General features: G+C 65.0%; 9 protein-coding genes and 3 pseudogenes. 8 read left to right on the top strand and 4 right to left on the bottom strand.

What is annotated here, in order from left to right; all coding sequences use genetic code 11:
- Nucleotides 1–126 precede the first annotated feature (126 nt).
- The 6 genes and pseudogenes from P1N55_RS13640 to P1N55_RS13615 form a co-directional block, all read left to right on the top strand.
- Nucleotides 127–498: pseudogene (locus tag P1N55_RS13640) on the top strand (alcohol dehydrogenase catalytic domain-containing protein); the annotation flags it as partial.
- A gap of 133 nt (nt 499–631) precedes the next feature.
- The gene (locus tag P1N55_RS13635; RefSeq protein WP_276276083.1) at nt 632–1,192 is read left to right on the top strand and encodes a zinc-binding dehydrogenase; all 561 of its coding nucleotides are present in this window, start codon (nt 632–634) and stop codon (nt 1,190–1,192) included.
- A gap of 328 nt (nt 1,193–1,520) precedes the next feature.
- Nucleotides 1,521–2,909: a sugar ABC transporter substrate-binding protein gene (locus tag P1N55_RS13630; protein ID WP_276276082.1), complete on the top strand. Its 1,389-nt coding sequence runs from the start codon at nt 1,521–1,523 to the stop codon at nt 2,907–2,909.
- Nucleotides 2,910–3,113: 204 nt separating this feature from the next.
- A complete protein-coding gene (locus P1N55_RS13625) occupies nt 3,114–4,064 on the top strand; it encodes an ABC transporter permease (RefSeq protein WP_276276081.1) in 951 nt (316 codons plus the stop codon).
- Between the two features lie 3 nt (nt 4,065–4,067).
- Entirely contained in the window at nt 4,068–4,811 is a 744-nt protein-coding gene (locus tag P1N55_RS13620) for an ATP-binding cassette domain-containing protein (protein WP_276276080.1), read from the top strand.
- Nucleotides 4,808–5,548: an ATP-binding cassette domain-containing protein gene (locus tag P1N55_RS13615; protein WP_276276079.1), complete on the top strand. Its 741-nt coding sequence runs from the start codon at nt 4,808–4,810 to the stop codon at nt 5,546–5,548. Before P1N55_RS13620 ends, P1N55_RS13615 begins: the two co-directional genes overlap by 4 nt.
- A gap of 125 nt (nt 5,549–5,673) precedes the next feature.
- Here the strand turns inward: P1N55_RS13615 and P1N55_RS13610 are convergent, their stop codons facing one another.
- Nucleotides 5,674–6,498, bottom strand: a complete 825-nt coding sequence (locus tag P1N55_RS13610; RefSeq protein WP_276278735.1) for a phosphoenolpyruvate hydrolase family protein — start codon at nt 6,496–6,498, stop codon at nt 5,674–5,676.
- A gap of 84 nt (nt 6,499–6,582) precedes the next feature.
- Nucleotides 6,583–7,002: a cupin domain-containing protein gene (locus tag P1N55_RS13605; RefSeq protein ID WP_276276078.1), complete on the bottom strand. Its 420-nt coding sequence runs from the start codon at nt 7,000–7,002 to the stop codon at nt 6,583–6,585.
- 1,097 nt (nt 7,003–8,099) lie between these two features.
- Between P1N55_RS13605 and P1N55_RS13600 the strand changes: the two genes are divergently transcribed.
- Nucleotides 8,100–8,342: a hypothetical protein gene (locus tag P1N55_RS13600; RefSeq protein WP_276276077.1), complete on the top strand. Its 243-nt coding sequence runs from the start codon at nt 8,100–8,102 to the stop codon at nt 8,340–8,342.
- Nucleotides 8,343–8,582: 240 nt separating this feature from the next.
- On the opposite strand, the gene P1N55_RS13595 is transcribed toward P1N55_RS13600, so the two are convergent.
- On the bottom strand, nt 8,583–9,191 hold the full coding sequence (locus tag P1N55_RS13595) for a hypothetical protein (protein ID WP_276276076.1): 609 nt from the start codon (nt 9,189–9,191) through the stop codon (nt 8,583–8,585).
- Between P1N55_RS13595 and P1N55_RS19995 the strand changes: the two are divergent.
- A pseudogene (locus P1N55_RS19995) lies at nt 9,112–10,612 on the top strand (cytochrome P450). The gene P1N55_RS13595 and the pseudogene P1N55_RS19995 sit on opposite strands and share 80 nt — an antisense overlap.
- 84 nt (nt 10,613–10,696) lie before the next feature.
- On the opposite strand, the pseudogene katG reads toward P1N55_RS19995, so the two are convergent.
- A pseudogene (gene katG / locus P1N55_RS13585) lies at nt 10,697–12,831 on the bottom strand (catalase/peroxidase HPI).
- Nucleotides 12,832–12,989: the final 158 nt, after the last annotated feature.

Below are 12,989 nucleotides of genomic sequence, written 5' to 3'. Positions count from 1 at the left end.
CCGTCACGCTGGCGGACCGTCGTCGGTCGCGGTCGGGTCCCGGCTCGGTCTTGGGTCGGCCATGTCGAATGTGACCGCCACCCATGGTTCGAAATGATTAAGTGAGCGTTGTCCGCCCAACCGACTATGCGAGCAGCCCAGTACTACGGCAACAGGGACATCCGCGTCGAGGAGGTCGCCGACCCCGAGACCGGCCCCGAACAGGTGACGATCGACGTCGAGGCCGCCGGTATCTGCGGGACCGACCTCCACGAATATGCCGCCGGGCCGATACTCACCCCCAGCGAACAGCCCCACGTCGTCACCGGAGAGACCATCCCGGTCGGGCTGGGACACGAGATGAGCGGCGTCGTCAGCGACGTCGGGGCCGGCGTCCCGGACCTCGAAGCGGGCCAGCGCGTCACGGTCAACCCGATGCTGCCGTGTGGCGAGTGTCGATACTGCGACGAGGGGAAGTACAACGTCTGTGAACACCTCGGGTTCGTCGGGCTCTCCGGGAACGGCGGTGGCTTCGCGGAACAGGTCACGGTGCCAGCCCGAAACGTCGTGCCGCTCCCGTCGAGCGTCCCGCTCGAGGCGGGCGTTGGTCGAACCGCTGACCGTCGGCCTCCACGCCGTCAGACGGTCGCCCATGGACGCCGGCGATTCGGTCGCCGTCTTCGGGAGCGGCCCCATCGGTCTCGCCATCGTCCAGGCCGCGCGCGCCGCCGGCGCCGGGAAGATATTCGTCTCCGAACCGAACCGGAAGCGCAGAGAGCGAAGCGCCGTGGTGGGCGCCGACCGACCCATCGACCCGACGGACGAGGATCCGGTGGAGGTGATTCGGAGCGAGACCGGGTCGGGCGTCGAGGTCGCGTTCGAGGTCGCCGGCGTCGAACCGTCCTACGACCAGGCGCTCCGGTCGACCGTACACGACGGCCACCTCACACTCGTCGGCATCTACGAGGAGCCGGTATCGTTCGACCCCAACGAGGTGGTGCTGGTCGAACGGACCGTCGGTGGGGCGAACGCGTTCCTCGGCGGACCGCTGTCGAAACGGGAGTTCGAGATGACGGTCTCGATGCTGGACCGGGGTGAGCTGCGGGCGGACCCCCTCGTGACGAGATGCATCGGTCTCGACGACGTCGTCGACGGGTTCGAGTCGCTCCTGGAGCGTGACAACGACGACGTGAAGGTGCTCGTCGAACCGTAGGCACCGGCAGGCACATCGGCGCCGTCGTCGTGTCCGAGGACCGAATCACCCGCGTTTGCGAACCGGGGCCCGCTATCGGTACACCATCAAGAGTGGATCCCGGGACCATGGGCGGACCGCCGGCGACGTGCAGGGGCACAACCCATAGCGGGCAACGGACAGCGCGGCGGACGGTCCAACCTCTCGGTGGCGGACCAGCGGCACGGGAACCGACGTTGCGGGGCTGGAGATGGGTGGCTGCGTACCGCCGGTCTCACGTCCCGAATCGCCGCGATAGCCCCTTACCAAAGTTTTATCACGTTGTTCATTATATTCAGTTCTTGTTGCTATGGCGAATGACAGTAACGACCGGTTCTCCCGGATCAACAGGCGATCGTTCATAAAGAGCGCAGGCGTGGCGTCTGCCGTTGCACTCGCTGGCTGTTCGAGCGACGGCGGCAGTGGCGGCGATGGTGGCAGTGGCGGCGACGGTGGCAGTGGTGGTGACGGCGGCAGTGGCGGCGACGGCGGTGACGGCGGATCGACCCAGAGTCTCGAGTGGGAACACGGAAAATCCATCCACTACATCGGTCCGCCGACAGAGTCGACGTGGTGGCGACTGATGCCGGCCGGACACGCGATCGAGGCGCACAAGAACGGCTGGGATTTCTCCTTTACCGCGCCCGGATGGGACCCCGCGCAGGTGAACGACCAGATCGTCAACTACGCCCAGAGCAAGGACGCGCTCATCGTCAATCCGGTCGCGTACCAGTCCCACGTGCAGACCATCGAGCGCGTCAAGAAGGAGTACAACACGCCCGTCGTCGGGAACAAGGACCTGGTCGGGGGCGCGGTCTCGCACAACATCCAGTCCGCTGACTACGAGCTCGCCGAGCTGATGGTCGAGGACGCCATCAACTTCCTCGACGAGAACCGCGGCGGCCGACAGGGCAAGACGATCGTGCACTTCCAGGGGAACCCCGACTTCACGGGGTGGCGTCGCCGGATGGAACAGGTCCGAGAGTCGATGAAGAACTACCCGGACGTGGAGTACGTCGAAGTCGCGACCGACGGGACGGTCGCCGGGTGGGCTGACTCGGCCCGGACGTACTTCTCCTCGAACACCGCCGATGCCGTCCTCTCCGACAGCTCCGGCGCGTATACGCGTGGCATCATGAACGCACTGGCGGCCAACGACATGCTCTATTACAAGGGCCACGAGGACCACATCTACGTCGGCGGCATCGACGGCTATCCGAGCGCCCTCCAGTACATCAGGAAGGGGCTCCAGGACCTCGACGCGACGCAGGTGCCGATCAACATCACCCAGAACATCTCGAAGATCTTCTACGAGCAGATTCTGGATCCCTCGGTCCAGCAGTCCGGGACGGAGATCCCACAGGCCGAGGTGGGCACCGAGGTGACGTCCGTGACGGACCCCGTCGACGTCTACTGGGGCCCCGGCGATTCGATCACGCTGGAGATGGCCGACGACTTCGACGTGCCCATCGCAAACGCGCCACCCGAAGTGTACGGCATCAGAGCCGACAACGTCAACACCGAGAACCACTGGGGCAACGTGTTCCCGGCGATCATGGAGCGGACGGACATGATGGACGTCAGCTTCGACACCGAGAACGAGCAGCCCGACGAATATGCCGGTCTCGTCGACGAGTTCGAGGAGAACCTCGAGGGTGGGCAGTACGGCGAGACGCTCGAGTACCTGAGCCAGTTCTGAGAGCGCGCTGACGACGTCAGATTTTTTTTTTGCCACGTCCGCTATTCCACACCCGACTCGAGGTGGCGCGTCGTCGGTCGGTTCCCCGCCGCGAGAGTTCGGCCTCTAACACAAATTTTAATAATAGATAGGGGAGAGATTCTTACTATGTCTTCAGGCAGGACCGGCTTCGGGACCGCTAGTGAGATTTTGACAGGCAGAGAGATGAGCGCGAGGGACTTCGTCGGCGATTACTTCCCCTGGATGCTCGTCGTCGCGATCTACCTCGTAGCGGGGGTCTTCTACAGGGATCTGTTCGCGGTCGACACGCTCGAGAGCGTCGTCGTCCAGAGTACCACCGTCATCATCCTCGCCATCGGGATGGCGTTCACGCTGGTCGTGGCCGAGATCGACCTCTCGATCGTGAGCGCGCTCCTCTTTGCGCCCCTGATGGGGCTTTTCGCGGTCCAGGCCGGTGCACCGATGGTAGTCGGGTTACTCGTCACCGCGCTGGTCGGCCTTCTGATCGGCGCCTGGAACGGAATCGTCATCACGAAGGTGGGGGTCCCGTCGCTCATCCAGACACTCGCCTCCTGGTGGATACTCCAGGGTGCCGTCCTCTCTCTCACCCAGGGTCGATCGATAGCGGACTTCCCCGAACTGTACTATCAGGTCGGGAGCGGGTCGATCGGACCGTTCCGTAACATCCTCTTTGTCACACTCGCCGTGGTGCTGATCGCGTGGTACTACAGCACGCACGTCGTGAGCGGACGGCGCCTCTTCCTCGTCGGCGGGGACCCCGATGCGGCCCAGCGGATGGGTATAGACGTCTCGAAGTACAAGATGCACGCCTTCCTCATCAGCGGCCTGTTTGCCGCCATCGGCGGGTTCGTACTCATCACCCGGGTCGGCGTCCTCTCGTCGGGGACGGGGACGAACTTGCTCATGCCCGCCATCGCGGCACCCGTCATCGCCGGAATTTCGCTGTTTGGCGGCACGGGGAAGATCATCAACGTCCCGGCGGGTGCACTCCTCGTCCAGGTCATCCTGACGATCACCCGCGTCGCGGGGGTCAGCGGCTACGAGTTCCAGCTCGCACAGGGGATACTCGTCTTCGTGGCGGTCGTGCTGATGGAACTCAAGCGCCGCGACAAGCTCTTCGGAGGGTGGGTCTGAACGATGTCGGCAGACGACCCGCTACTGTCGGTACGCAACCTCTCGAAGCGGTACGGTCCGGTGGTGGCCATCGACGACGTCTCGTTGGACCTGGAGCGCAACTCGATCCTCGGGCTGATAGGTGACAACGGTGCGGGGAAGTCCACGCTATTGAACATCCTCAACGGCTTCATCCAGCACGACTCGGGAGAGGTGGTCCTCGACGGCGAGGAGGTCGCCTTCGCGAACCCACAGGAGGCCCGTCAAGCGGGCGTCGCGATGACCTACGAGGAGTTCGCCCTGGTCGACGACACGCCCGTCTGGGAGAACTTCTTCATGGGACGGGAGATGGCTAACTCGTACGGCCCGATAAAGACTATCCGCGGGGGCGAGATGCGCAAGGAAGTAGAGCGAAAGCTCGCCGAGTACGGATTCGACTTCGGCGTCGAAAAGAAGGCGAGCGAGCTTTCGGGCGGTCAGCGCCGGATTCTCGTCGTCAGTCGGGCGATCGAGTCAGATCCGAAGCTCCTGCTGCTGGACGAGCCGTTCCGGGGGCTCTCGGAGCGGGCGATCAACCAGCTCTGGGACATCCTGCACGACTTCACCGACACCGGCTCGGTAATCATCACGAGCCAGTGGTACAGCTCGGTCGAGGAGAACATCGACGACGTCGCCATCTTCAGGCAGGGAGAGAAGGTGGGCCAGTTCGCGAACGACGCCGTCGACAGCAAGGAGTGTAACCGGCTGATGATGGAGGGCGAAGCATGAGCGATGCGGACGTCGTCCTGGACGTTAAGGGCATCTCGAAGAGCTACGGCCCGGTGCTCGCACTCGACGACGTGTCGTTCTCCCTTGACCGCAACGCCGCGATGGGGCTGGTCGGGGACAACGGTGCCGGGAAGTCGACGCTGCTGAAGGTCCTGAACGGCTATCTCAAGCCGGACTCCGGGGAGATCGTACTCGACGGAGAGCCCGTCTCGTTCGACAGTCCACAGGACGCGGCCGACGCGGGTATCGCGATGACCTACCAGTACATGGCGCTCGTCGACAAGGCGACCGTCTGGGAGAACTTCTTCATGGGACGGGAGATGACCAACTCGCGTGGCCCGATCAAGACACTCCGGAAGGGCAAGATGATCCAGGAGGTCGAAGCGAAACTCGACGAGTACGGGGTGGAGTCGCTCGATCCGCGAGACCGCGTCGAAGACCTGACCGGCGGGCAGAAGCAGATCCTCTCGATCAGTCGATCGATCGAGTCCGAGCCCGACGTGTTGATGCTCGACGAACCGCTGACCGAACTCTCGCGGCGCGACAGGGAGTCGGTGATCCGGTTCGTGAAGTCGTTGCGTGACCAGAAGGAAACCTCGATTATCCTGGTCTCACACGATCTGGAGATCGTCAGGGATCTCGTCGACGATATCATGATCCTGAACGAGGGGAAAAAGACGCTGTCGGGGACGCCGGCGAACCTCTCGACGGACGAGATCGTCGAACAGATGGTGTGAGCGAGCGGCGCGCCTTTTGACCGTCGTTACCCGGCCGACCGCACCACCGAGGCGACTCCCGCGGTCCCGGGTTCGACGAACGGACGGCCGGTCCGACTCACCGAACGCCCGAGTGACGTCCCCGGTTACAGCACGTCCTTGAAATCCGCGACCTGCTGCTCGATGGCGCGTTCGGTCGGGAGCCGTTCGACGCTCGACGCGCCAAAGAAGCCGTGGACGCCCTCGGTGTGTTCCATGGAGTAGGCGACGTCCTCGGGCTCTGCGAGGGCACCGCCGTGAGAGATGACCAGGACCTCGTCGTCGACCGAGACGGCAGCGTCGCGGAGTCGCTGGACCGTCTCCGAAGCCTCCTGGAGCGGCGAGACGTCCGCCGCACCGATGTCACCGCCCCTCGTCAGGCCCAGGTGGGCGACGACGATGTCGGCACCGGCCTCGACCATCCGGCGGGCCTGCTCCTCGTCGAAGACGTACGGTGCGGTGAGAAGGCCCTTGTCGCTCGCCATCTCGATCATCTCGATTTCCCTGTCGTAGCCCAGTCCGAGTTCGTCGAGTTCCTCGCCGAATTTCCCGTCGATGAGTCCGTGCGTCGGGAAGTTCTGGACACCGGAGAAGCCGAGGCGCTTGATCTCGTCGAGGAAGACGTCCATGTCGCGGAACGGGTCCGTCGCGTGGACGCCGGCGAGGACCGGCGTGTTCTCGACGACCGGGATAACCTCGCCGGCCATGTCGACGACGATCTCGTTCGCGTCGCCGTAGGCGAGCAACCCGGCGTGGGATCCCCGCCCGGCCATACGGTAGCGCCCCGAGTTGTAAATGATGATCAAGTCAGTCCCGCCTCGCTCGGCGAACTTCGCCGAGATACCGGTGCCAGCGCCCGACCCGATGATCGGCTCGCCGGCGTCGACAGTCTCTTGAAGCATGTGCATGGACTCCGCGCGAGTGAATTTCATACTCATACGCCGTGTCGGCACAGAGACTCGGTGGCCATAATAATCTATGCCCCGTTCGTCGGTGGCTGCCCCAGCGACCGTCCGTCACGACGGATCCGTATCACTCGCGACACCGGGCGGAAGAACCGTACTCTCGGGCATGTCAGCGAGTCCCGACTCTGGTCCCGGTGGGCCGTATACCGCGATGAACCGCAACGGTTCCCAGCTCGTATTGTGTGTGCTGTGCTCGACGCCGGCGGGGATGTACACCATATGTCCAGCCGACACGTCGCGTTCCTCATCGGCAACTGTCTGAACCCCCGAACCGGTCATGAAATAGAGGATCTCCTCACTGTCTGGATGCACGTGTCGCTCGTGTGCCGCATCCGGTTCAAGGACGACGACACCGGCGCTGAACGACTCGGAACCGGTCACGGCCGGGGAACTCATCCACTTGCTCTTGCCCCAGTCGAACTGAATCGTCTCGACGTCTTGTGGCTCGACGAATCGGTAATCGGTCGCCATTAACCGACATAACGCAAACGTTCACATTAAACATTGTGTCGGACGGGTCTCAGCTACTTCGTCTGGCACCGTTGTTCGGAGCTCGGTCACAGGGTGGGAGCGTCACGACAACCGTGTCGCAATGTGAATCGATACCGCCAGATGACCGTCCCCCCACCGCCTCCGAAAACGGAAGGGCGTACCGGCGTCGAGTGAGAGATGGTGAACGCGGGGACACTGCGCCGAGCACCGTCAGCGCAGTCTGGAAGCGAATGTCCCCCCGTATCGCTCGTCAGGACTCGGTTCAGGACGAGTGAACAACCGTTCCGACACTTTGCGACATCGAGGGATGAGCCAGAGATATCCGCCTGCTCTGACCGACGTCAGTATCCGGGAACGCGTCAAAACTGCAGAGAGAGTGGGGCACACCCGAGTTCACACGTGAAATCAAGATCGGTAAATGCGCTCCGTAACACCCCCGACACACCTACCGGTTGCGAAGCGTTACTCCATCAAGTACCGAGCACGCACCCGGAATCCGGCCCCCGACTCAGTGGGAACACGCGACTGGGGGATGGAGTCGGTCGGGGGAGACACACCGGTGACCAACCCCACGATGAGGCCAGTCGGCCCAGGGATCTCGAAATCTTCCACGGTCACAGCAGAACTGCTCGGGAATCCGTCGAATCTGTTCACTGACCCGGGCTGTGGTGACTGGAAACTCGCGAGAAGATACCGATACGTGTCGACGTCAACCCGACCCACAGCGGCGCCGATCCCCCGCTCGAAACAACCCCCGATGACATCTGAGCGAACGGTCGTAACGAGAGTACTCCATCAGAGGCGAAGAGAAGTTCAGGCAAACTGAACAACAGTTCTACCCAACGGTCTGGTTGAATGAATTTTTATACTGTCTGAACGACTGTTCTGCTTGTCCGATACAGGTCCTGAGACGACCGTGGAGATGTACTGGGAGTTTCCCGGACGGGACCTGATCCTAACACGCGTACGTCCATTATTTTGGGGGTGCGGACGACGAAATAGTCGGCCAGACGTCCGAGACCGTCCTCGAACGGACGAAACTGATCGAGGAGTACGGGGCCGACGCCGTCTACGTCATGGACTCGGCGGGAGCGATGCTCCCGAGCGACGTCGGCTTCCACGCCCACGACAACCTGGGCCTAGCCATCGGGAACACCCCCGCCGGCATCGAAGCGGGCGCGACGTACGGCATCGACCCGCACGAGATGCTGCTGGAACTGGGCGAGAGGGAGGTCGTCGGCGGCCAGGAGGACCTCATCACGGACGTCGCCTCACGCCTCGCGAGCGAACGGGACGCGGCCGCCGAGTCCGACGACTGAGCCGCCGAAACCGGAACGTCGCGCTCGATCACACGTATCCGGATCGTCAAATATGTGACGATACTAGGCCAATATGAGTTTGTCGAAGAGATTTTAAATAGATATCTGCCTTAACTGATAAACAAATTCCAGAACTCTACCCATTCTTCGCCACTTCTTCTATATTGTACCATATTCCATATCCACTGAAACAAGAAATGGCACCAGATACGGCTCCCTGGTAGAGACGCGTTCGAGCGGTCACGCCGTCGCCGCCGGCACTGAGAGGCGGTCGGGGAACCAGACCCGGATGGCGGCCCAGAGGAAGACCACACCCAGAAGGAGGCCGCCGACCGACTGGGGCCAGGTGTGGGCGCCGGCCAGCGGCCGGGCGACGACCATCCCGAGGGCGAGGGCGGAAAGCGGCGCGAACCGCCCGTCGACCAGCGAGAGGTAGCCCGCGGGGACCACCACGTAAAGGACGTGGCTCGAGATGTCCCAGAACGGGGTGACCAGGAGGTGCGGGACGGTGACGCCGACCAGCAGCGCCGCAAAGCCCGGGACCAGAGTCCCCCAGCGCCGTCGTCGCCAGACTGCCCAGATGAGGAGGACACCGAGGCCGAGGCCGGCGCTGCCCGTCGCGTCAGGTGCCCACGTGGGTGGGTGAGTAACGAGCCGCGGGACACCCTGGTAGACGAGGAAGGCGAGGCCCCACCCGACACCGAGAGTGGCGACTCGCGGGGCCAGCGACGCGAGCGACCGATCGGCGAGCGTCCGCCACTCGTAACCGATGAGCAACAGTCCACAGACGAGCACGAATATCTCGGGGGCGAACACGTCGGAGTACGTCCGTGCGACCTCCGTGAGCATACAGTCGTGTGGCCGCAGGTGTCTCACCTGTCGGTTTCGGTTCGGCGGCGGGGGCGACGGCCGTGGGACACGGGGCCGGGCGACGAACTCAACACTTTTGTCCGGGGGCCGACACCGCTGGGAACATGGCAGGGAATCCCCGCCCGCGCCGCCCGGGTGGCCGGCGCTGGGCCACACGGTCGGTTTCGCGAGTGACCCGTTCGGGTTCGTGGCCGAGGCCGTCGAGTCGATCGGCGACGTCTTTCGCATGCAGTTGCTGGGCAAGGAGGTCACCGTCGTCGCCCACCCGGACCACGTCGGTGCGGTGCTGCGCGACCGGGAGCGGTTCGCGAAACTCGACGACTTCACCGTCGCCTTCGGCGAGGCGCTGCTCGCCGCCGAGGGCGACCAGTGGCGGCGCCAGCGCCACGCGATGGAGGACTTCTTTCGTCCCACCCGCATCGGCGAGTACGCATCGACGATGTCCGCGCTCGCCCACGACCGGCTCGACGGGTGGGACGGGCGAACGACGGTCAGACTCGACGAAGAGATGCGCCTCCTCGCGCTGGAGAACCTGTTCGAGGTGGTGCTGGGCCACTCGCTCGCGGGCGCGGAGCTCGCGTCGCTGACCGAGGCCGCCCACGCGCTGAACGGCTGGTTCGAACCGACGTCGTGGGTGCTGCCCGACTGGGTGCCGACGCCTGCCAGGCGGCGGTTCCGCCGTGGGTCGGAGGCGTTGCGGGGGCGAGCGCAGGAGCTCCTGTCGGCGGCCGGGACCGACCCCGACGCGGACAGCCTGCTCGCGACGCTCGCGTCGCTGCGCGAGGACCCGACGTCGGGCTTCGACGAGTCGGCGGTGCTCGACCAGGTTGTCGGGATGCTCTTTGCGGGCCACGAGACCACCGCGCTGGGGATGACCTACGCCCTCCACCAGCTCGGGTCCCACCCGGCGGTCGCCGAACGCGCCACGGCGGAGGTCGACGCGACCGTCAACGGGCAGGCGACACTTTCGGACCTGCAGGCCCTCGAGTACGTCGAGCGGGTCGTCGACGAGACGCTCCGGCTCTACCCGCCTGTCCACGCGATCCCCCGCGTCACGACCGAGACGGTCGAGGTCGGCGACTGGCGCCTGCCCGCCGGCGAGCAGGTGCTCCTCTCGGTGTGGAACGTCCACCGCGACGGCCGCTTCTACGAGGAGCCGCTGCGGTTCGACCCGGACCGGTGGGTCGACACGACGCCACGGGAGAGAGGGGACGCGTACGTTCCCTTCGGCGCCGGCCCGCATCTGCATCGGGCGCCACTTCGCCCGCCTCGAGATGAAGGCCGTGCTCGCCGCGGTGCTCTCGCGGTACCGACTCGACGCGCGCGAGGAGATCACGGTGGCGCCACAGATGACGGCACAGCCGGACGGTCCTGTCCGAGTGCACGTCGAGTCGCGATAATCCAGCGGCAGCGAACAACGAGCGGATACGGTGACGCCTGCCCGGCACGTCGCCGGACGTCAGCGGGCACCGCGCCGTGGGTGCTTACTCGAGGTCGAAGCGGTCCAGCTGCATCACTTTCTGCCAGGCGTCGACGAAGTCGCGGACGAACTTCTCCTCGGCGTCGTCACACGCGTACGCCTCCGCGATGGCCCGGAGCCGGGAGTTCGACCCGAAGACGAGGTCGACGCGGGTCGCCGTCCACTCGAGCTCGCCCGTCTCGCGGTCGTAGCCCTCGTAGAGACCGTCCTCGTCGGCCGGTTCCCACGCCGTGCCCATGTCGAGCAGGTTCACGAAGAAGTCGTTGGTCAGCGTCCCGGGCTCGTCGGTGAAGACGCCGTGGGCCGCCCCCTGGTAGTTCGCGTCCAGCGCGCGCAGCCCGCCGACCAGCACCGTCATCTCCGACGGCGTCAGCGTCAGCAGGTCGGCCCGGTCGACCAGCACCTCCTCGGCCGGTTCCTCGAGGTCGTCCGGGAGGTAGTTGCGGAACCCGTCGGCCCGTGGCGCCAGGGCCTCGAAGGAGTCGACGTCGGTCTGGTCCTGCGAGGCGTCGGTGCGGCCCGGTTCGAACGGGACCGTCACGTCGTAGCCGGCGTCGGCCGCCGCCTGCTCGACGGCCGCGTTGCCGCCCAGCACGATGAGGTCGGCCAGCGAGACCCGCGTCCCGTCAGCCCGAGAGTCGTTGAACTCCTGCTGGATGGTCTCGAGGGTATCGAGGACGGTCGCCAGTTCCTCGGGTTCGTTCACGTCCCACTCCGCTGGGGTTCCAGGCGGATTCGGGCGCCGTTGGCGCCGCCGCGCTTGTCGCTGTCGCGGTACGTCGACGCCGCCGCCCAGGCGGTCTTGACCAGCTGGGCCACCGAGAGGTCCGACTCGAGGAGTTCGGCCTTGAGATCTTCGGCCGCCTCGTCGTCGATGAGCGCGTGGTCGACGTCGGGAATCGGGTCCTGCCAGATGAGTTCCTCGTCGGGCACCTCGGGCCCGAGGAACCGGGACGGCGGGCCCATGTCGCGGTGGATGAGCTTGTACCACGCCCTGGCGAAGTTCTCCTGGAACTCGCGGGGGTTCTCCCGGTAGCGCTCGACGATCTCCCGGTAGTCCGGGTCCTTCTTGAGCGCGATGTCCGTCGTCAGCATCATCGGCGTGACCTTCTCCGACGGATCGTGGACGTCCGGGGCGCTCTCGTGGAGCTCCTCGTCTGTGGGCTGCCACTGCCAGGCGCCGCCGGGACCCTTGTGGGGTTCCCACTCGTACTCGAGCAGGTTGGTCAGGTAGCCCATGTCCCACGAGATGGGGGCGTCGGTCCAGGGGCCCTCGATGCCGCTGGTGATGGTGTCGGGGCCCTTCCCGGACCCGAACTCGTTCTCCCAGCCCAGGCCCTGCTGCTCGATGGGGGCCGCCTCGGGTTCGGGGCCGAGGTTGTCACCGGAGTCGGCGCCGTGGACCTTCCCGAACGTGTGGCCGCCGGCGATGAGCGCCACCGTCTCCTCGTCGTTCATCGCCATGCGGCTGAACGACTCGCGGATGTTCGTCGCGGATGCCTCGGGGTCCGGTTGGCCGTCGGGTCCCTCGGGGTTGACGTAGATGAGGCCCATCACGGTCGCCCCCAGACCCTCCTGGAGCTGTCCGTCCTCGCCGAAGCGCTCGGAGGCCTCCATCTCGTCCTCGGGGCCCCAGTCGACGGCGTCGTCGGGTTCCCAGTCGTCCTCGCGGCCGCCGGCGAACCCGAACGTCTCGAAGCCCATCGACTCCAGGGCGACGTTGCCGGCGAGCACCAGCAGGTCGGCCCACGAGAGCTTCTGGCCGTACTTCTGCTTGACTGGCCAGAGGAGTCGGCGCGCCTTGTCGAGGTTCGCGTTGTCCGGCCAGCTGTTGAGCGGGGCGAAGCGCTGCCGGCCGCCGGCCGCGCCACCGCGGCCGTCGCTCGTGCGGTAGGTCCCGGCGCTGTGCCACGCCATTCGAATGAAAAGCGGGCCGTAGTGGCCGTAGTCTGCGGGCCACCAGTCCTGGGACGTCGTCATCACGTCTTCGATATCCGCTTTGACGGCGTCGAGATCGAGCGACTCGAAGGCTTCAGCGTAATCGAAATCGTCGTCCATCGGACCGACCTGACGGACGTTCTGGTCGAGGATGTGCAGGTCTAACTGATTCGGCCACCAGTCTTGGTCGTGACCAGGCATGAACAATATGTTTTTGCTTTCGAGTATTAAGAATTGCTAATTCAGTAACGATCTCTTTCGTCCGTCCGAATCGGGGATCTCGTTCGTGAAATTTCGACCGGTTGCGCACGCATGCTCGTCGGTGGAACGTCGGCGAACGTCTCCCCACGAGCGCGCCG

The sequence above is a fragment of the Haloarcula regularis genome (assembly GCF_029338315.1).
Taxonomy (GTDB): domain Archaea; phylum Halobacteriota; class Halobacteria; order Halobacteriales; family Haloarculaceae; genus Haloarcula; species Haloarcula regularis.
This window is presented reverse-complemented; position numbering and strand designations above follow the sequence as displayed.